The 20,202-nt window shown below is 62.6% G+C and carries 17 protein-coding genes and 1 pseudogene; 9 read left to right on the plus strand and 9 right to left on the minus strand.

The features are described 5' to 3' along the window. The 4 genes from ABS769_RS04110 to ABS769_RS04125 all read left to right on the plus strand — a co-directional run. Positions 1-287 (plus strand): transposase (locus ABS769_RS04110; protein ID WP_317061036.1); only part of this gene is annotated, 287 nt, incomplete at its 5' end. A 45-nt stretch (positions 288-332) separates the two neighbouring features. Next, the gene (aceA, locus tag ABS769_RS04115) at positions 333-1,628 is read left to right on the plus strand and encodes an isocitrate lyase (RefSeq protein ID WP_317061037.1); all 1,296 of its coding nucleotides are present in this window, start codon (positions 333-335) and stop codon (positions 1,626-1,628) included. Between the two features lie 255 nt (positions 1,629-1,883). After that, positions 1,884-2,960: a GGDEF domain-containing protein gene (locus ABS769_RS04120; protein ID WP_229010168.1), complete on the plus strand. Its 1,077-nt coding sequence runs from the start codon at positions 1,884-1,886 to the stop codon at positions 2,958-2,960. A 3-nt stretch (positions 2,961-2,963) separates the two neighbouring features. Next, complete coding sequence (locus tag ABS769_RS04125) at positions 2,964-5,456, plus strand: putative peptide modification system cyclase (RefSeq protein ID WP_317061038.1); 2,493 nt, start codon at positions 2,964-2,966, stop codon at positions 5,454-5,456. A gap of 25 nt (positions 5,457-5,481) precedes the next feature. Here ABS769_RS04125 and ABS769_RS04130 read toward each other — a convergent pair whose 3' ends face one another. Beyond that, entirely contained in the window at positions 5,482-5,820 is a 339-nt protein-coding gene (locus tag ABS769_RS04130; protein ID WP_317061039.1) for an NHLP-related RiPP peptide, read from the minus strand. 52 nt (positions 5,821-5,872) lie between these two features. Here ABS769_RS04130 and ABS769_RS04135 point away from each other — a divergent pair, with 52 nt between their 5' ends. Continuing rightward, positions 5,873-7,033 (plus strand): putative peptide maturation dehydrogenase, encoded by a 1,161-nt coding sequence (locus ABS769_RS04135; protein ID WP_317061040.1) that lies wholly within the window; start codon positions 5,873-5,875, stop codon positions 7,031-7,033. Positions 7,034-7,292: 259 nt separating this feature from the next. On the opposite strand, the pseudogene ABS769_RS04140 reads toward ABS769_RS04135, so the two are convergent. From ABS769_RS04140 to ABS769_RS04155, 4 genes and pseudogenes are all read right to left on the minus strand, one after another. Then, positions 7,293-9,367 (minus strand): annotated as a pseudogene (locus ABS769_RS04140) (alpha/beta fold hydrolase). A 103-nt stretch (positions 9,368-9,470) separates the two neighbouring features. Continuing rightward, positions 9,471-11,495 carry an acetyl/propionyl/methylcrotonyl-CoA carboxylase subunit alpha gene (locus ABS769_RS04145; RefSeq protein ID WP_317061041.1) on the minus strand — a complete coding sequence of 675 codons (2,025 nt, stop codon included), beginning with the start codon at positions 11,493-11,495 and terminating at the stop codon, positions 9,471-9,473. A 236-nt stretch (positions 11,496-11,731) separates the two neighbouring features. Further along, a complete protein-coding gene (locus ABS769_RS04150) occupies positions 11,732-13,342 on the minus strand; it encodes a carboxyl transferase domain-containing protein (protein ID WP_317061042.1) in 1,611 nt (536 codons plus the stop codon). A 10-nt stretch (positions 13,343-13,352) separates the two neighbouring features. Next, positions 13,353-14,516, minus strand: coding sequence for an isovaleryl-CoA dehydrogenase (locus tag ABS769_RS04155; protein WP_317061043.1), 1,164 nt, complete (start codon positions 14,514-14,516; stop codon positions 13,353-13,355). A 127-nt stretch (positions 14,517-14,643) separates the two neighbouring features. On the opposite strand from ABS769_RS04155, the gene ABS769_RS04160 reads away from it, so the two are divergent. The 3 genes from ABS769_RS04160 to ABS769_RS04170 all read left to right on the plus strand — a co-directional run bounded on the left by ABS769_RS04160 (position 14,644) and on the right by ABS769_RS04170 (position 16,248). Continuing rightward, positions 14,644-15,264: a TetR/AcrR family transcriptional regulator gene (locus ABS769_RS04160; RefSeq protein WP_104549931.1), complete on the plus strand. Its 621-nt coding sequence runs from the start codon at positions 14,644-14,646 to the stop codon at positions 15,262-15,264. Between the two features lie 85 nt (positions 15,265-15,349). Further along, positions 15,350-15,724, plus strand: a complete 375-nt coding sequence (locus ABS769_RS04165) for a hypothetical protein (RefSeq protein ID WP_006450089.1) — start codon at positions 15,350-15,352, stop codon at positions 15,722-15,724. After that, positions 15,721-16,248 (plus strand): RES family NAD+ phosphorylase, encoded by a 528-nt coding sequence (locus ABS769_RS04170; RefSeq protein WP_317061044.1) that lies wholly within the window; start codon positions 15,721-15,723, stop codon positions 16,246-16,248. The genes ABS769_RS04165 and ABS769_RS04170 overlap by 4 nt, the downstream gene beginning before the upstream one ends. A 39-nt stretch (positions 16,249-16,287) precedes the next feature. Here ABS769_RS04170 and ABS769_RS04175 read toward each other — a convergent pair whose 3' ends face one another. Genes ABS769_RS04175 through ABS769_RS04190 form a run of 4 tightly spaced genes read right to left on the minus strand, consistent with a single transcriptional unit; the run spans position 16,288 to position 19,214 of the window. Beyond that, positions 16,288-16,623: a DUF3325 domain-containing protein gene (locus ABS769_RS04175; RefSeq protein ID WP_317061045.1), complete on the minus strand. Its 336-nt coding sequence runs from the start codon at positions 16,621-16,623 to the stop codon at positions 16,288-16,290. Continuing rightward, complete coding sequence (locus tag ABS769_RS04180) at positions 16,620-18,236, minus strand: PepSY-associated TM helix domain-containing protein (protein WP_317061046.1); 1,617 nt, start codon at positions 18,234-18,236, stop codon at positions 16,620-16,622. The genes ABS769_RS04175 and ABS769_RS04180 overlap by 4 nt, the downstream gene beginning before the upstream one ends. Next, a complete protein-coding gene (locus ABS769_RS04185; RefSeq protein ID WP_317061047.1) occupies positions 18,233-18,544 on the minus strand; it encodes a DUF3649 domain-containing protein in 312 nt (103 codons plus the stop codon). The genes ABS769_RS04180 and ABS769_RS04185 overlap by 4 nt, the downstream gene beginning before the upstream one ends. 25 nt (positions 18,545-18,569) lie before the next feature. Then, positions 18,570-19,214: a DUF4198 domain-containing protein gene (locus tag ABS769_RS04190; RefSeq protein WP_317061048.1), complete on the minus strand. Its 645-nt coding sequence runs from the start codon at positions 19,212-19,214 to the stop codon at positions 18,570-18,572. A 369-nt stretch (positions 19,215-19,583) separates the two neighbouring features. On the opposite strand from ABS769_RS04190, the gene ABS769_RS04195 reads away from it, so the two are divergent. Further along, a complete protein-coding gene (locus ABS769_RS04195) occupies positions 19,584-20,102 on the plus strand; it encodes a c-type cytochrome (RefSeq protein ID WP_074058609.1) in 519 nt (172 codons plus the stop codon). Positions 20,103-20,202: the final 100 nt, after the last annotated feature.

Genomic DNA, 20,202 nt, shown 5'->3' on the forward strand with positions numbered 1-20,202 from the left:
CAGTGGAGCGGCCGATTCATTTGTTGATGGACCGTGCTTACGAAGGCAACGAAACCCGCCAGTTAGCGCTCGATCTTGGCTTCGTGCCGGTGGTCCCGCCGAAATCCAATCGGGTCGAGCCTTGGGAGTACAACCGGGAGATGTACAAGCGGCGCAACGAAGTGGAGAGACTGTTCCGTCGCTTGAAAGGCTACCGCCGGATTTTCTCGCGCTTCGAGAAGCTGGATGTCATGTTCCTTGGATTCCTCAGCTTCGTCCTAGTCGTTGATGGGCTTCGGATGTGTTAACAGGCCCTAGTTGCATCCGTCGTATCCCTGTCAGGAGAACGCACCATGAGCGACACACTGCAGACCGCCGAACAGATCCAGCAGGACTGGGCCAGCAACCCACGCTGGACCGGCATCACCCGCAACTACACCGCGGCCGATGTGGTGCGCTTGCGTGGCACCGTGCATGTCGAGCATTCGCTGGCACGGTTGGGCGCGGACAAGCTGTGGAATTCATTGCACGCCACGCCGTTCGTCAATGCGCTGGGCGCGTTGACCGGCAATCAGGCGATGCAGCAGGTCAAGGCCGGTTTGAAGGCGATTTACCTGTCCGGTTGGCAGGTCGCCGCCGATGCGAATCTGGCCGGGCAGATGTATCCGGACCAATCGCTGTATCCGGCCGATTCGGTACCGGCGGTGGTCAAGCGCATCAACAACACCTTGCTGCGTGCCGATCAATTGCACCACGCCGAAGGCAACGATGACATCGACTTCCTGCAGCCGATCGTGGCCGATGCCGAAGCCGGCTTCGGCGGCGTGCTCAACGCCTTCGAGCTGATGAAGGCGATGATCGAAGCCGGCGCCGCCGGTGTGCATTTCGAAGATCAACTGGCCTCGGTGAAAAAGTGCGGCCACATGGGCGGCAAGGTGCTGGTGCCTACGCGTGAAGCGATCGAAAAGTTGAATGCCGCGCGTCTGGCGGCCGATGTGCTGGGCGTACCGACGCTGTTGATCGCACGTACCGATGCCGAAGCGGCCGATCTGATCACCAGCGATGTGGATACCAACGATCAGCCCTTCACCACCGGGCAGCGCACTGTCGAAGGCTTCTTCAAGACCCGCAACGGGCTGGATCAGGCGATCAGTCGCGGGCTGGCTTACGCACCGTATGCGGATCTGATCTGGTGCGAAACCGGCAAGCCGGATCTGGAATTCGCGCGCGCCTTCGCCCAAGCCATCCATGCCAAGTTCCCCGGTAAATTGCTGGCCTATAACTGCTCGCCGAGCTTCAACTGGAAGAAGCACCTGGACGACGCCACCATCGCCAGATTCCAGACCGAACTGGCGAGCTACGGCTATAAATTCCAGTTCATCACCCTGGCCGGCTTCCACGCCTTGAATTACGGCATGTTCAACCTGGCCCATGGTTACGCGCGCCGCCAGATGAGCGCCTTCGTCGAGCTGCAGCAGGCCGAGTTCGCAGCGGCGGACATGGGCTTTACCGCAGTCAAGCATCAGCGCGAGGTGGGCACCGGGTACTTCGACGCGGTGACGCAGGCGATTCAGCAGGGGCAGTCGTCCACCATCGCGCTGCGTGGGTCGACCGAGGAAGAGCAGTTTCACAGTGAAAAAGCGGCTTAGAGCGACTAACAAAACGTAGCGAGTGCCTGCCTGGCGGCCGTGCAATAGTTGTTGTTAGCCGCTCTTAGCCTGCAGCAAGCCGCCAGGTGCAGCTCGAGAGGGAGAGGGCTCGGGAAACCGGGCCCTTTTTTTTCACCTCATACCCGTCATTCCGTCTCTTCATCTGTGAGAAATAGTGTGACCTGGTGCTGAACAAAGGGGTCCTGTAGGATTTGTCCATGGGCTAACGTTGTAGGCCAGCCTAAGGGAATCTGGATGACTTGCCACAACACCGCAGGCGCGGTCGAACCGACTGGAGGCGTTGCCAAAACGTTGTCCGACGGGCTGCATGCGCTGATGACTGCCGAAGAGCTGGCGTTTTTCGCCCGCTTCGGCCGTGCGCGCGAGTTGGCGGCGGGCCAGGCGCTGTTCGAGCGTGGCGCCGTGGGTACGCAGATGTTCATCGTTGTCAGCGGCCAGATCGATCTGGATTTTGGCGAGGACCTGATGCTCAAGCATCTGGGCCCGGGCGAATTTTTCGGCGAACTCGGCTTGCTGATCGGCGACCACGCACGCAGTGCCGGCGCCAGTGCCTCCACCGACAGCCGTTTGATCGAACTGGCCCACGACGATTTTCAGCGCCTGGTCGATCACGACCCGTCGATGGTGGCGCATTTTCTGCGCCGCTCCATCGTGCGTGTGGTCAACAACGAGCAGTTGCTGATCCGTCAGCTGCGCCGTCGCAACCATGATCTGGAAGCGGCGCTGGACAATCTCTATGTCACCTCGCACAAACTCAACCACACCGAAGAGCTGAGCCGCACCGACGAGCTCACCGGCCTGCACAACCGTCGCGGTCTGGCGCTGCATCTGCAGGAATGTCGGCGTTCCGGCGCGGTGCCCGGTGTGGGCCTGATCCTGATCGATTGCGACCGTTTCAAGCGCATCAATGACGAATTCGGTCATCTGGCCGGTGACCGTGTGCTGCAGAACGTTGCCCATGCACTGCGCTCGGTGATCGCCGATGGCGATCTGGCCTGCCGGCTGGGCGGCGACGAATTCTGCGTGCTGGTCGCGCAAGGCACGCGGGAACTGATGCACCACATCGGCGAATGCATCGTGCGCGCAGTAGAAGCACGCCTGGGCAACAACCAGAGCGAGCAAGGCTGCTCGGTCAGCCTCGGCCTGTGCATGATCGATGCGGATGCGGCATGGAACGACTGGTACACGCTGGCCGATAGCGCGTTGTACCAGGCCAAGCGGCAGGGCGGTAACGTGTTGTGCATGCACGAAGCACCTGCGCCTGGCAGTACGCTGGTATCGGGCAACACGCTCGCCTCTGGCAATCACTGAGCAATGAGCACGCGCACCCACGCACGCAAGGATGCGTCGTCGGAAGCGATCCAGGCGCCGCGTCTGCGCACCTTGCTGTTGACCGATCTATGCGATTCCACCGCACTGGTCGAGCGTATTGGTGACAACGCTGCCGCCGCATTGTTCCGCGAGCATGACCGTCTGGTGGTCAAACTGCAGCAGCAATGGCGCGGCCGTCTGATCGACCGCTCGGACGGGTTGTTGCTGCTGTTCGATCGCCCCATCGATGGCCTGGGCTTCGCACTGGATTACGCACGTGGACTCAAGGCGATGGGCGATGCCCGCGCGCTGACGCTATGCGCGCGCCAGGGCCTGCACGTCGGCGAAGTGCTGACCTGGCGCAACAGCGACGAAGCGGTGAGCATCGGCGCCAAACCGCTGGAAGTGGAAGGCCTGGCCAAGCCCACCGCCGCCCGCTTGATGTCGATGGCACGGCCCGGGCAGATCCTGATCTCGGCGGTGGCCGAGTCGCTGACGCATCGCGCTGCGCGCGAACTGGGCGATCGTGGCACACAACTGTTGTGGAAGTCGCACGGCCGTTGGCGCTTTAAAGGCGTACCGACGCCGATGGAGATTTACGAAGTAGGAGAAGTCGGCCTGACGCCATTGCGCACGCCGAAGAATTCCTCCAAAGCGTGGCGAGATGTTCCATTGTGGCGGCGGCCGGCGGCGTTGGCGACCGAGCTTGCATTGATCTTCATCACAGTGGGTATTCTTTGGTTTTTCGGCCGTCCAGAACCTGCGATTGCGTTCGCCGAACGAGATTGGGTTGTGGTTGGCGATCTGCATAATCTTACCGACAGCGCGATGCTGGATGAGCCGTTGCAGCAGGCCTTGCGGCTCAGTTTGCAACAGTCCAAGCACGTCAATCTCATTTCAGAGAAACGTGCGCACGATATGCTGGAACTGATGAAGCAAAGTGAGCGCGCCAAGATTGATCGTGCACTAGGTGCTCAGATCGCACTACGTGCCGGCGCAAAGGCGCTCATATTGCCGAGCGTAGCGGATGTTGGCGGCAACCTGCGCGTCACGGTCGAGGTGATCGATCCAGCGACACAGGCAACGGTGTACATGTACAAGTCGGAGGGACGGGGGCAGCGCTCCCTACTTTCCTCGATTGACGCCGTCAGCTCCAATTTGCGCGAAGGACTTGGCGAGACGCTCGCCTCCATCAAAGCGAATTCTGCACCGTTGCCGCGCGTGTCTACTGCCAACATGGATGCATTGAATGCCTATGCGTTGGCTCAGCGCGAGTTTGGCACGGGACATTATCTGCGTGCTCGCGACTATTACCTGAGGGCAGTCGAGCTCGATCCGACGTTTGCTTTGGCCAATGTCGGCGTGGCGCGGTGTCATTTCTATCTGGAGGACACGCCAGTCGGCTTGCCGTATCTTGAGAAGGCCATCAGCTTACGGGCGAAATTGCCGCCGCGCGAGCAGGTGTATCTCGACGCGTGGTACGCGCAGATCAAGGACCCGACAAACGCCTACGAAAAATGGATGCAGATGGCCAATCTGTATCCCGATGATTTTGCAGCGGCCGAAAACACCGCATATGCTTTGGAAGTACGTAATCGCTATCAAGAGGCGCTTGTGTACGCCAAGCGCGCAGCATCGTCTCGTTACGACTTTGATCCGCTGTCTCTGGAGCTTGTCGGTCGGATGCAGTTGGCGTTGGGAAAGACGAAGGAAGCATTGGCGACATTCCGTTCTGCTAGATCCTCCGGTCTGGCTTCTGCAGCGGTATGGGAAGCGGTGACCTTGGCAGTGCTAGGCGACTTCCCGGGCGCACATGCCATCTGGCCTGCAGAGGACCGCCTGGATGTTGCGTATTTCGATCAGGTTTCGATTTATCTCGACGAAAATCGCAGCGAAAAGGCTCTTTCAGAGATAAAGCGTCTTTCGGGCGCGATTGATCGTACGTCCACGCGTTACCGGCAATCACTGGTTGCCAAAGCGGCAACGCAGTATGCACAGGGGCAACACGCCGATGCGCTGGCGACTATCAATGAATCATTCCCCGCAGCCTTGTCGAGTATTGCAACAAGTGGGGAAGGGGTCAGCCAGCGCTCTGATGCGGTAGTTGCGGCATCTCTTGCGCTGCTAAGCCAGCGCTTGGGGCATGCCGCTGCCGCCAAAGCAGTCCTCCAGGCTTTAACGAGCAGGCCGGAATTGGCCAAGATGCCCTCCGTGGCCGAACAGATAGTGCTGCTGCAAGCACGGATGGCACTTCTCGAAGGTCATGCCACCGATGCCATCCAATTGTTGAAGCCTCATCTGGATGGCAACGAAACGTACCAACACCACGTAGTCCTCAAAGAGGCCTACCTGGCCCTGGATGACCAGGGGTCTGCGTCCACCGAAACCAGATGGCTAAAAGATGCCCACGGCAGAGCATATGCGGAGTTCGGTGGGTGTGGATGGTGCCAGCAGCCAATGAATGTCTTCGACGCGGCGATGGCTGGCGGCAAGTAAGCGATGCTCTACTTGTCGCTCACTGTCATTTCTTGAGTTGCGGGGAGGATCCGGACGGAACATTCAACCGAATTGGCTGCATGTTGACCGAGGACGTCAGGCTGGCATACATCTCGTCACGTGCCTGCGCAATAGTGGCTTTGTCTGCCAGCTTTTCTACTCTGAGCTGAGAGGCAAGCAGCTCGATGTCTTCGGCCGAGTGCCCTACCTGTAAAAGGGCGTCTTTCGGATCTTTCTTGAATAGGTCGCGGAACTGATCATCAGTTGCTAGTAGGTCCAAGAGCTTATGCGCAACATCCGGCTTCAAGGGGGTAGGGCGCTTGTCTGTCTCTGTCATGCTCGTCAACGGTGAGGAAGTATTCAAGAAATCTAATTCCTGACCGTTAGAAGATCAATCTAAAGATGAGCGTAGAAGCATGCGGGTGAGTCGTTGTGCTGTTCTCTATCTTGAGCCGAGAGAATCTGTAGAGATTGACCTTGCCGATCTGTGTGCCGGGGGTTCGGGTGCTTCGCGAACGTTGCGTTGGGTAGCGCTCGCTCCGCACTTGGACCTGGAGTGCGTGCTGACCGAGGCAGAGGTCCTCTTACTAGGCCGCCTCAGTCCTAGCCAATGGCAGGATGAAGCCACAGCCGGAGAGGCGACGACGGTCTTGTCACTGGTGCGAAAAGGTTTGCTGTTGGCCGACGATTCGAGTGCGCATCCGGCACAGCAGCGCGATGCCGTGCAACGCAAGAGTCAATGGCATCCTCTGGCAGCGACCTATCATGCGTTCACTCGATGGAACGATGTGGACTCTGCGCAGGCTGCCAAGGATGCGGGCGCCGAAACGGCAGCCGCTTTGCTCAAGACCTTTGGGCCACCACCTCCCGAGCAGATCCTGCGTGGTACGACCGAGCAGATCTGCCTTCCGCGTGCCGTCGACGGCTACCTGGATGCCGTGTTACGGCGGCGTACGACGTGCAGAAATTTCGATACTGACGCACGCATGGAGTATGCGATTTTCGCAAAGATCATAGAGCGGACCTTTGCTGCAAATGCGGTGCTGGAAGCAGATTCAGAGACCGTTTTCCTCAAGCGCTCAAGTCCGTCGGGAGGCGGTTTGCATCCGTTGGATGCTTACCTTCTTATCAGGAACGTGTCGGGACTTGCAGATGGGGTTTACCACTATCTTCCGATCGACCACGCCTTGGAGCCGATAGACCTGGCTGTGCCGGATTTGCAGGGCGTGGCACTCACTATTCTTGCCGGACAGGATTGGTTCGCCAATGCACAGGTGATCGTAGCGCTGTGTCCGCGCTATTACCGGAATTTCTGGAAGTACCGCATGCACGCGAAAGCGTATCGCGCACTTGCCTTGGAAGCAGGCCATTTTTCCCAAACGCTCTACATGGCAGCGACAGATCTGGGCTTGGGCGCTTTTGTGACCTGTGCGATCAACGAGATCCAGGTGGAAGCACTGCTTGGTCTTGAACCGATCATGGAAGGTGTCTTGGCAATTTGCGGGTTCGGTATGCGCGGTGACGTCATGCAGACGATGGAGCTGGATCCGAACAACGAAGTGTGGGCCTGCAATTAGCCGGTCTCAGGTACTCGAAACGAGATGTGGTGGCAGCCGCATGAGGTGGTCGACATCGTGCGCTAAAAGATGCCCGTGATTCGGCGGCGGCGGCAGATCCGATCGTTCCGTATTGATGAATGATCAGCATTTGGCTCGCATGGGGCGACGAGGCCATGTCCAGCTCGTAAGACCGGCGACTAAGCCGCCGGTCCCGACAACACTTGCAGACCCAATATGGCGTCAACGCATCCTTAGTGGATGGCGCTACGACCACCGATTACCGCCGAATCGCCTGCGTATGCGTCTTCAACGCGTCACTCAAGCCCTGCACCTTGTCGGCGCCTTCCGGGACGGTGATGCTGGAGCCTGTCAGGTCTTCGCCGATGGGTTGCACGCGGCCGCCCAGGCATTGGCCCAGGAAACCCTCGGTCACCGCGTTGAAGGCCTTGCTGTTCTCCGGGCGCCGGAAGCCGTGGCCTTCGTCCGGGAACAGCACGTAGGTCACCGGAATGTTCTTGGCCTTCATCGCGTTGACGATCTGGTCGCTCTCGGCCTGTTTGACGCGCGGGTCGTTGGCACCCTGGCCGATCAACAACGGCTTGCTGATCTTGTCGACATGCGTGAGCGGTGAGCGATCGGTCAGCCATTGCTTGCCAGCCTCGGTGGCCGGGTCGCCCATGCGCTTGGTCGCCTGCTTGTAGAAGCTGGCCCAGTACGGCGGGATAGTGGCGAGCAAGGTGTTGAGGTTGGCCGGGCCGACGATGTCCACGCCGCACTTGAACGCGTCCGGGGTGAAAGTCATGCCGGCCAGCGTGGCGTAGCCGCCGTAGCTGCCGCCCATGATGGCGACCTCGTTGGGGGTGGTCACGCCCTGTTTGACTGCCCACTGCACCGCGTCGAGCAGGTCGTCGTGCATCTTGCCGCCCCACTCGCCGTTGCCGGCGTTGGTGAAGGCCTTGCCGAAGCCGGTGGAGCCGCGGAAATTGACCGCCAGCACTGCATAGCCGCGATTGGCCAACCATTGCTCGTACGGCCCGTAGCCGTAGCTATCGCGCGCCCACGGGCCGCCATGTACAGCGGCACCGGTTTATCCGCCTTGCCGTCGTGGTTGGCGTCGGCCTCCGCGGGTAGGGTGAGATAGCTGACCAGCTTGAGGCCGTCGCGCGAGGTCAGTTCCTGTGGCCACATCGGCACCAGCGGTTTGCCATCCAGCGCGGGCCGGGCGGAGAACAGCTTGGTCAGCTTGCCGCCATCGGCACGATCGTAGCGGTAGTAGGTGAGCGGTGTTTCTGCTGCCGAATACGCCACGATCCAGGTGCGGTCATCGAGCGTGCGTGATGCGATGCCGGCATCGCCTGCGCCAAGTGATTTGAGTTTCTGCAGATCGGCGGCGATGCCGGTATCCAAGGCCTTCCACTCTTCGCGCAGGTAGTCGGTGGACACCGCCTGCACCACGCCGGTTCTGGGGTCGTTCAAGGTGGTGCCGACATCGGCGCGCGGGTTTTCGAACAGCAGCGTGCGTGCATTGCTGGCGGTGTCGATCGCATACAGCGCCGAGGTGTCGCGGTTGCGCGAATCCTGCATGTACAGCGTCTTGCCGTCGTCGGTAAGCCCCTCGGGCGCGGTATTGGTGACGTCTTCGAACGGGATGCGGTCCACGCTCTTCCATGCCTTGCCGTCGGGCACCAGCAGTTCTCTGCCGGCATCGTCGGTGGCGCGGGTGGCGTAGCGCAGTCGGTAGTCGCCGTCGAGCAGATAGCTTTCCAGACTGTCGGTGTTCTTCTGCACCAGGGTGCGCTTGCCCGAGGCCAGGTCGACCCGGTACAGATCGTGCCACTTGGCGTCGCGGTCGTTCATGCCCACCATGATCGATTCGGGATTCTGCGCGCTGACGCGGTACATCTCGGCCGTGGTCTTCTTGAACGGTGTGAGGTCCTTGCTGCTGCCATCGGTTAGGTTGACCGAGAACAGATGGAAGTCTTCATCGCCGCCGTCATCGCGCAGATACAGCAGCGTATTGGGTTGATACGTCCAGAAATAATTGCGGATGCCGCGGGCGGTGTCCTTGGTGATCGCACGCGCCTGATCCGGCGCATCCACCGGCGCGACCCAGACATTGAGCACGCCCTCCAGCGGTGCGACCCAGCTGAGATATTTGCCATCCGGGCTGATGGTCACGTTGGCGCGCTCGGGATTGCCGAACAGCGCATCGCGGGTGATCAGTTCCGGGGGGGCTGCCGGCGCTGTCGCGGTTGCTGCGGGCGGTGCGGCCTGATCGCTCGTGGACGCGGTTTTGTCGCTGCAGGCAGCCAGCGCCAGCACGATGCTGGAAACAAGAAGCAGGCGTTGCATGAAAGCCTCCGGTGAGAATCGCGGCCACGCCGGCCGCTTTCCGCAACGCTAGGCGCAATGCCCGCGCACACGAGCGTGCCGTTGGTCACCCTTTGGTGCGGTGCTACGCAGACGCGGACACAAATTCCACTAGCGCGACGCCATCGGCGACCAGATCGCCTTCTGCGACCAGATACGCCTGCACGGTGCCATCGCCGGGCGCGTGCAGGGTGTGCTCCATCTTCATCGCTTCGAGCACCACCAGGGCTTGCCCACGTATGACCGGCTGGCCGACCGCGGCGACCAGCGACACGATGCGGCCCGGCATCGGTGCGGTCAGGCCGCCGGTTTCATGCGCGGGTTGATCTGCCTCGACCAATGCGTCGTGGTGGCGGAAGACCGCACGGTCTTCAGCGCCGATCAGGGTTAGCGTGCTGCCGTCGCGCAGCACCTGTGCGCGCCATTGCCGTCCATCTATCTCCACGCGTAGCGCGGTGTCCTGCGTTTGGTAGCGCAGTGCGTGCGTGTTGCCCAGGTCAGTAACCTGCCAACCATCGGCCAGCCGCCGCACGCCTAGCTGGCGCCGCTCGCCTGCGGCCTCCAGCGTGATGGCGTGCGCCGCATGCACGCCGATACGCCATCCATCGGTGTTTCCCCATGGCGAGAACGGGTCGGCCGGATCGGGCGTGGCGTTCGGCACCGCCTCGGCCATCAGCACGGCAGCCAGGCACCACCACGCACTGTCTGGCGCATGCGCTTGCGGAAACAGGGCCGCATGCTCGCGTTCGATCAATGCGGTGTCCAGATCCGCCGAGGCAAACGCCTTCGTACCGATCAACCGCAACAGAAACGCACTATTGGTGGTGACACCGACCGCATGGAACTGCGCAAGCGCCTCGCGCATGCGTGCAAGCGCAGCGGGGCGATCGACATCCCACACGACCAGCTTGGCAATCATCGGGTCGTAATACGGGCTGATGGTGTCGCCTTGCTCCACGCCCGCATCGATACGCACATGCGCACTGGGTGCAGGCAAGTGCAGTTGCCGCAGTGTGCCGGTCGAAGGTAAGAATCCGCGTTCGGCATCTTCGGCATACAGGCGCGCTTCCAGCGCATGTCCGTGGATGCGCAATTCGTGCTGACGCTGCGGCAACGGCTCGCCGGCAGCCACACGCAGCTGCCACTCGACCAGATCGGTACCGGTGATCAACTCGGTCACCGGGTGCTCGACTTGCAGCCGCGTGTTCATTTCCATGAAATAGAAATCGCCATCGGGGCCGGCAATGAATTCCACCGTGCCCGCGCCAACATAACCCACCGCGCGCGCCGCATCCACGGCGGCCTTGCCCATCGCAGCGCGGCGTTGTTCGCTCATGCCAGGGGCGGGCGCTTCTTCCAGCACTTTTTGATGGCGGCGCTGCACCGAGCAATCGCGTTCGAACAGATACACCACCTCGCCCTGGGTATCCCCAAACACCTGGATCTCGATATGCCGTGGGCGCTCGACATATTTTTCCACCAGCACCTGCGCATTGCCGAACGCCGATTGCGCCTCGCGCTGGCAGCTGGCCAATGCTTCTTCGAATGCAGCGCTGGCATCCACCCGGCGCATGCCCTTGCCGCCGCCGCCGGCGCTGGCCTTGATCAAGACGGGATAGCCGATCGCATCGGCCTGCGCACGCAGGAAAGCCGGCGCCTGTTCGTCGCCGTGGTAGCCCGGCGTCAACGGCACGCCGGCGCGTTGCATCAGCGCCTTGGCCGCACTCTTGTCGCCCATCGCGCGAATCGCGGCTGCGGGTGGGCCGATAAACACGATGCCGGCCTGCGCGCAGGCATCGGCAAACGCCGCATTTTCCGAAAGAAACCCATAACCGGGATGGATCGCCTGCGCGCCACTTGCGCGTGCGGCATCGAGAATGACCTCGCCGCGCAAATAACTCTGCTGCGCCGGTGCCGCACCGATATGGATCGCTTCATCGGCCAGGCGTACATGCCGCGCATCGCGATCGGCATCCGAATACACCGCCACCGTCGCGATGCCGAGCTTGCGACAGGTGGCAATGACCCGGCACGCGATCTCGCCGCGATTGGCGATCAGGATCTTGTCGAAGTACGGCCGATTTGCTGCGACAGGTTCGCGCTGGGTCATGAGCTGAGTCTCTGCACCTCGCCATGGCGGCGGGGATTGCGATGAAAAAACGGTTGCGTGCATTGCAAGATAAAGACGGCGATTGCTGCTGGTACAGGTGGTCTCCACCATGATCCGCTACTTGAAAACACGTGCGCGCTCATGCAGCGCCCCAGACAACATGCGACAAGCTGCTCGCACATGTGTGTGCAGCGCCAACCACTGAAGAGCTGCACATGCAGGCGCGCATCACCGCCTCACATCCGGAACACGCCAAAGCGTGTCGTTTCGATCGGCGCATTCAACGCAGCCGATAAGCCCAGCCCAAGCACACGCCGCGTATCGGCCGGATCGATGATGCCGTCGTCCCACAACCGCGCACTGGCGTAGTACGGATGCCCTTGCTGCTCGAACTGTGCCCGGATCGGCGCCTTGAACGTCTCTTCTTCCTCGCCCGACCAGGCCCCGCCCTTGGCTTCGATCCCGTCGCGACGCACCGTGGCCAGCACGCTGGCGGCCTGCTCGCCGCCCATCACGCCGATGCGCGCATTCGGCCACATCCACAGAAAGTTCGGCGAGTACGCGCGGCCGCACATGCCGTAATTGCCGGCACCAAACGAACCGCCGATTACCACAGTGAACTTGGGCACCTTGGCGCAGGCCACCGCCATCACCAGCTTGGCACCGTCCTTGGCAATGCCGCCATGCTCGTATTTGCGCCCGACCATAAAGCCGGTGATGTTCTGCAAAAACACCAGCGGAATGCCGCGCTGCGTGCACAGCTCGATGAAGTGCGCACCCTTGAGCGCGGACTCGGAAAACAGGATGCCGTTGTTGGCGATGATGCCGACCGGGTAACCATGTAGATGCGCAAAGCCGGTGACTAGGGTGCTGCCATAGCGCGGCTTGAATTCGTCCAGCTGCGAGTCGTCGACGATGCGTGCGATCACTTCGCGCACATCGAACGGCTTGCGTGTATCGGCAGGGATCACGCCGTAGAGTTCATCGGCGGCATGCCGCGGCGGTAGCGGTGCACGCAGTGCCAATGTTGCTGCCGGCTTGCGCCAATTGAGTTGCCCGACAATAGCGCGCACGCGCGCCAGGGCCTGCAGATCGTTGTCGGCAAAGTGATCGGCCACACCGGAGATGCGCGTATGCACGTCCGCACCGCCAAGGTCTTCGGCACTGACCTCTTCGCCGGTGGCCGCCTTGACCAGCGGTGGGCCGCCGAGAAAGATCGTGCCTTGCTCGCGCACGATCACCGTCTCATCGCTCATCGCCGGCACGTAGGCACCGCCAGCGGTGCACGACCCCATCACGCAGGCGATCTGCGGGATGCCGTTGGCCGACAGATTGGCCTGGTTGTAGAAGATGCGTCCGAAATGATCGCGGTCGGGAAACACTTCATCCTGCAGCGGCAAAAATGCACCGCCGGAATCGACCAGATAGATGCACGGCAGGCGGTTTTGCTGCGCGATTTCCTGCGCGCGCAGATGCTTCTTCACCGTCATCGGGTAGTAGGTGCCGCCCTTGACGGTGGCATCGTTGGCCACGATCACGCATTCCACCCCGGACACGCGCCCGATGCCGGCCACCACGCCGGCGCAGGGCACCTGATCGTCGTACATGCCGTGTGCGGCCAGCGGCGCGATTTCCAGCAAGGCGCTGCCCGGATCAAGCAAAGCATCGATGCGATCGCGCACCAGCAATTTGCCGCGGGCGGTGTGCTTGGCGCGCGCGGCCTCGCTGCCGCCCAATGCAGTCTGCGCCAGCGTGCGGCGCAGATTCTCGATCACTGCGCGCAGTGCGGCAGCGTTGTGTTGGAAGCTCTCGCTACTGATCTGCAGCTGGCTGGTGATCACGCTCATGATGGCTCCGTCAGGCGGTGCGTTCGAACAACTCGCGGCCGATCAACATGCGTCGGATCTCCGAAGTGCCTGCACCAATTTCGTACAGCTTGGCATCGCGCCACAGGCGCCCGGTGGGATAGTCGTTGATGTAGCCGTTACCGCCCAGCACCTGGATTGCCTGGCCGGTGAGCCAGGTCGCCTTTTCGGCCGCGTAGAGAATCGCGCCGGCCGCGTCCTGGCGCGTGGTCTGCCCGGCATCGCAGGCGCGCGCCACCGCATACACATACGCGCGGCAGGCGTTGAGCCCGACGTACATGTCGGCCAGCTTGGCCTGCATCAACTGGAAGGTGCCGATCGGCTCGCCGAACTGCTTGCGCTCGTGCACGTACGGCAGCACCACATCCATCGCGGCGGCCATCAATCCCAACGGGCCACCGGCCAACACCACACGTTCGAAATCCAGCCCCGACATCAGCACGCGCACACCACCGTTGAGCGTGCCAAGCACATTCTCGGCCGGCACTTCGCAATCGGCGAATACCAGCTCGCAGGTGTTGGAGCCGCGCATGCCGAGCTTGTCGAGTTTTTGCGCGGTGGAAAACCCTGGCATGCCCTTTTCGACGATGAAGGCGGTGATGCCGCGTGCGCCGGCGGCCGGATCGGTCTTGGCGTACACCACCAGCACATCGGCGTCCGGGCCGTTGGTGATCCACATCTTGTTGCCGTTGAGCACAAAGCGGTCGCCGCGCGCGTCGGCACGCAGCTTCATCGACACCACGTCCGAGCCGGAGCCGGCCTCGCTCATCGCCAGCGCGCCGACATGCTCGCCGGTGCACAGCTTGGGCAGGTAGCGCTGCTTCTGCTCGGGCGTGGCGTTCTTGCGCAGCTGGTTGAGGCACAGGTTGGAATGCGCGCCGTAGGACAGCCCGATCGCGCCGCCGGCCCGCGAAATTTCTTCCATCGCCACCACATGCGCCAGATAACCCATGCCGCTACCGCCGTAGTCTTCTTCCACGGTCAACCCGAGCAGGCCCTGCTCGCCGAACAGGCGCCACAGCTGCGCGGGGAAAACATTGTCCTGATCGGCAGCGGCCGCGAGCGGGGCAATATGGTGGCTGGCAAAGGCCGCCACGCTTTCGCGCAGCAGATCGATTTCTTCGCCAAGCGCGAAATTCAAGGACGGCACGTGCATGGAGCGACTCCGCAAGGATCGGGGGTGCCGGGTGGGAGCGGGCAGGCCGCACGGCGTTTGTGCGCAGCCTAGCGGTCCGCAGTGAAAAAGTGAACTAAAATTCAACTATTGAACCCAGAATCACACCATGGCTTATCGACGCTCCGCCCTGATGGAAGAACGCCTTGCCGGCAATCGCGAACGCATCCTGCACGCAGCCCGCGCCCTGATCGCCGAAGGCGGCTACCGCAATGCGCCGGTGACCGCCGTCGCCGCCGCAGCTGGCGTCTCGACCGGGCAGATTTACCGACATTTCCCTTCGAAAGCTGAGCTTTTCGTGGAAGTTCTCAACGAAGCCGTGCAGCGCGAGATGACCATCCTGCGCACCATCGCCACCACCCAGGCCAGTGCCGCCGAGCGCCTGCGTAACGCCATCGCCACCTTCGTGCGGCGTGCGCTGGCCGGCCCTGCGTTGGCCTACGCGTTCATTGCCGAGCCGGTGGAAAGCGAAGTGGATGCCGAGCGCATCCGCGGCCGGCGCCTGTTTGGCGAGGTGTTCCGCCAGTTGCTCGCCGAAGGCGTGGCGGCCGGTGAATTCCCGCAGCAATCGCTGGACGCAGCGGCGGCCTGCATCGTCGGCGCCTTCACCGAGGCCTTGGTGGGCCCAGTTGCCCCCAGCCGCGGCGACCCGCAACAGGGCGAGCAACTGGTCGAGGCGATCTGCGGCTTCTGCTTGCGCGCGGTGGGTGCGCGGCAGCCGGCCAGCTGACGGTGCACTGACCACGGAACGGCTGTGCTTCATTGGTGCGCCCAACTGTGCATATACTGTGCAAACCCCTTGCTGGAGTCGTGCGATGGTCGCCGTCCTCAATCCCCTGGCCCTGACCGAACGCCTGCGTGTCCCAGACCGCACCATCCTGTCGCCTTCTGCGATGGCCGGTTTGCTGGATCTGTCGCAACAGGAGCTGGCCGAACTGGCCGGCGTGCATCGCAACAGCCTGCGCGTGCACCCGGAAAGTCCGCGCGTGCAGGACCTGCTGCGCAACCTGTCGCGCTTGCTGGTGGCGATGGCGCAAGTCCAACCGGACGAACGCCAGGTGGTGTTCCACCTCAAGAACACGCCGATCCCCGCGTTCGAATTCGCCACCTTGCTGGAAGTGGTCAAACAGGGCCGCACCGACGATGCATTGACCTACCTGCGCACCGTTGAAGCCGGGGCTGCCGGTTGAAGCTGAGCGCCCCGGCGCATTGCACGCTGTATCGCGCCTTCACCCCGCGCTGGGCCGCCGAACCTCTCAGCGGCACCGGTGCCGCGCGCTCGGGCGGGCGCTTCAATCGCTTCGGTCAACCCGCCTTGTATCTCTCGCAGCAACTGGAAACCGCTGCCGCCGAATACGCGCAGGCCGCGCCGTTTCTACCGCCATTGACGCTGGTTAGTTACGCCGCCGATCTGCCCGCGCTGGCCGATTTGCGCCTGCTCGATGCAAGCTGGGATCCGCTCTGGGCCGATTGGACCGAGGACTGGCGCAAGGCCCTGGTCAACAAGATCGAACCGGTGAGCTGGGTACTCGGCGACATGCTGCGCGAGGCGGGCATCCCCGGCGTGATCTTTCCCAGCATGGCGTTGCCGGAGGGCATCAACGTGGTGCTGTTCCTGGACATGCTGCAGCCCGAGCAGGTGCTGCACGTGCTCGACGATGGCCGCCTGCCGCGCGATGGGCGGAGTTGGGGCGATCCGCCCATGGTGGTGTAACGGCTTGCGCGCGCGATGCATGACGCCACGCTCGAATTTTCAACCAACCAACAGCTGCACCACACCGGCCAGCACCGGCGCGGCCACTGCCGTCGGCAGAATCAATCCACGCCGATACGGCAGCAACCACAGCGACAGCAACGCCGCAGCACCGGTCAAGGTGCCAATCCACAACACCGAGCCGATGCCCCAGCCCTGCGCGTGTACCGCCAGGCCAAAGGTGAGCAGCAACAGCAGCCAACCCAGCACGCGGAGTTGCCGCGAACGCGCGGCGCCCAGCATGCGGCCACGCACTTCCTGCTGATGCTTGTCCATCGCCAGGCATAACGCAGCGAATCCCGAAAAATTCAGTGCCAGCAACAGCAATACACTCATGCGCTTTCCTGCATCGGCACGCTGTTTTGCGCAGGCGCAGGCGCAGTGGCGCGCGCGCGTCGCGCAGATGCCGATTGCGGCGCCTTCCAACGCTGCAAACGCCAGCCCGCCACGCCCAGGCACACGCCAAGGAACAGACACACCAGATCGACACCGGCCAGCGCCCATTGCCCGGCCGGCAACGTCACGCCCAGATGCACATCGGTGGTGATCGCGTTGAGCAGCGGCACCAGCGCGAACAACGCTGCGCCCAGATACAACTGCCAACTCCACATCGCGCGCCGTGGCCAGACGAAGGCGGCCAGCAATGCGGCGGCCCATGCAGCGAAAAACAGATTGGCCTCCATCGCTGCGCGCGCTTCCACCGTCACCGGCACTAAGCGGTTAGCCCAGAAGAAACTGGCAAAAGCGATCGGCAAGCCGGCGACCGTGCCGATGTTGAGCGCATCCACCAGACGCAGCCCGAAGCCGATGCGCCCGGCTTTCAGATGTTTGGGGCGTTCTTTCACTGCCCACATCACCACACCGCTGGCCACCATCAAACAACCGAGCAAACCGGAGCCAAAGAACAGTGCGCGCATCCATGGCCCGGCAAAGTGGGCGATATGCAGGCCCACCATCGTGCCGCGCGTCTGGCTGGCACCGCCCGGCGCGCTGCTACGCTGCAGGCGCTGGCCGCTGATCGCATCGAACAGAATGGACGGCGCATCGGTCGAGAGACTGCCGGCCACCTGAGTCACGCCGACCGCGGCATGCGCATCGTTGGGAAGCGACACCGCCACGTTGCCGATCTCGCCACCGCGCCAGTCGCTGTGCGCACGCGCCATGAACTGTTCCAGCGGCAGCATGCGCGCCGGTGTGCCCGATGCTTTGCGCGTATCGGCAACCCGGTTGGCGGATTCTTCGTAGAAACGCATTTCGTTGCCGGGGTACTGCGCCTTGATGCCCCACGGCAAGTACATGAACATCAATGTCACGATGCCGGTGTAGGTGATCATCGCGTGGTACGGCAACGCGGTCACCGCGCTGACATTGTGGAAATCCAGCCACGAGCGCAGGCCCTTGCCCGGGCGAAAGGTAAAGAAATCCTTGAAGATCTTCTTGTGCGTGATCACCCCGCTGATGATCGCCACCAGCATGAACATCGCGCAGAAACCCACGATATAGCGCGACCACATCACCGGCAGATAATGCAGATCGAAATGCAGCCGATAGAAGAAGTCGCCGCCCAGGGTGTCGCGTGCGGCGATCTCCTTGCCGGTGGCCGGGTCGATGATGGCGTTGCCATACATCTCGCGGCGACTGGCCGGTTTGCCATCGGCTGGCGCAGGATTTTGCCAGTACATGCTCACCACCGGATTGCGCGCATCCGGCAAGGTGATGTTCCAACTCTGCGCATCGGCCGCATGCGCTTGCAGATACTGTTCGGCGCTGCGCAGTGCGGTCGCGTTGCTCACCGTGGTGGTGGGCAGTTCCGGACGCATCCAGCGGCTAATTTCGTCGCGGTAATAACTCGCCGTGCCGCCCATGAAGATCAGCAGCAACACCCAGCCGACCAGCAGCCCGGTCCAGGTGTGCAGCCACGCCATCGACTGGCGGAATCCCTGCTTCATGCCACGCCCCGTTGCAGCCATGCGGCCAGCGCGAACATCAGCGCCGCCGGCACCGCGATGCCGGCCCACGCCCGCCACACGCTGGCGGTGGCAAAGGCCCACAGTGGGGCACATGCGCACACCACGATGCCGACCAGCATGCTGGTCAGCACCGCTTCGCTGGGGGGCATCGGCAGTACCAGCGCCAGCAACAGATTGGTGGCGCTGGCCAATGCATAGCCGCCCAAAATCGCGGCCAGCGTGCGCGCAAGCACGCCCAGCCAGGGGCGCCTGAACCAGGGAAGCGACAGGGGCGGTGCGGTAGACATCAGCTGTGCTGCATGTGCGGCCGACTTACTCGGCCAGGAAGGTCAACGTGCTGATGTGGTGGATCATCGCCACCTGCTTGCCGGCGATCTCGCGCTTCACCGGCTCCTTGTTGGTGGCGACCAGGATGTGGCGGCCGGCGCGCAGCTTGGGCAAGGTCACCTGGCCCTTGGCATCGGAGGTCAGCGTCTTCTGCCACTTCTGCGGGTCGATCACCGTCACCTCGACCTTGGGCAGCGGCTTGTTGCGATAGAGCACGGTCAGCGTGTTGCTGTTGGCGGCAGTGGGCACCAGTTCGAAATCGAGCTTGGCCGAGGGCGTGGCGCGGCCGGCGCGGGCGTAATAGCTCACCGTCTCGAAACCGCCAGCTTCGCCCTTCCAAGGCTCGAATACGCTGTCGTCGCTCAACCAGGCATCGCCGGTGCCGGACAGCGGCGCGGTGAGGAACTCGCCGCCGCGCTGCAACGCGCCGGCCTTGCCGGCCGTGCCGAACACGGTCGGCTTGACCACGCGCTTGATCTCGTCTTCGCCGTGGTCGAGGGTGTCCTGCGCCGGCTCGCCGAAGAAGATCCGCACCGGGCCGCTGCCGTCGCGCTCGATCCAGATTTCATGGGCCTGGGCAGACAGACTGATGCTGGCCAAGGCCAGGCAGGACAGCAGAAAGGACTTCATCGCGGCGACTCCTCGTAAGCGGGACCGGGCGAGGCGAGAACCGCGTCACCGTGGGTTGATGGGAATGATACGCAATTCCACGAAACGAGACCAACGCGCCATCCGGGACCTGCGGGGTTCGACCAGCGCCTGGTCATCACGCGGGGAAGCGGGTTCGGCCGTGGAGGGGTATTACCAAGCGGCACGTCATGCGGCATCGCGGCAATTTGCCGGCGGCACGCGAGGTGGCTGCGCACAAGACGTACCGCCCGCCAAGCTGCAGGACGTATCGCGGCGATAACTGTCATGCACAGTGGCCAGACTGGCGCGAACTGTGCTCTATACTCCGGCGCTAGCAGAGGTCTTCGACCAACAGCCAGGGGTGAGCGCGTGCGGAATTACGACCTCGAGTTCCTGAAAAAATTCTCGATGGTGATCGGACTACTGGTAGTGATCACCCTGGGCCTGATCGCCCTGGCAGCTTATTTGCAACGCGCCATTCCCGACGAAGTCTCGCCCACTGCGGCCAAACGCGTGCAGCAACGCATCGCACCGGCCGGTGCGGTGTATGCCGGCACCACCGGCGCATCCGCACAAGCGGCGGCTCAGGCAGCAGCACTGGCCAAGGCCTCCTCGCAGTCTGCCTACGGCGGCAGCACCGACGGCAAGACCATCTTCGACAATCTGTGCACCGCCTGCCATACCACCGGCGTAGGCAAGGCGCCGACGCTGGATCATTCGCATTGGGACGCGCGCATTGCCCAGGGCAAGGACACCTTGTACAAGCACGCGATCGAGGGCTACACCGGCCCGGACGGCGGCATCATGCCGGCCAAAGGCGGCAACCCGGCGCTGACCGAAGAACAGGTCCGTGCCACGGTCGATTGGATGCTGGGCAATCTGAAGTAGGCGCCTGAAACAAGGGCCTCCACGCACCATCTGGTCGCAGTTCGCAGCGGTTTGTTAGCCTGTTGCAACGCTCAGCCGCTCATGCGCCGCCTTCCGGGCG

The sequence above is a fragment of the Xanthomonas hortorum genome (assembly GCF_040279205.1).
GTDB lineage: Bacteria > Pseudomonadota > Gammaproteobacteria > Xanthomonadales > Xanthomonadaceae > Xanthomonas > Xanthomonas hortorum_F.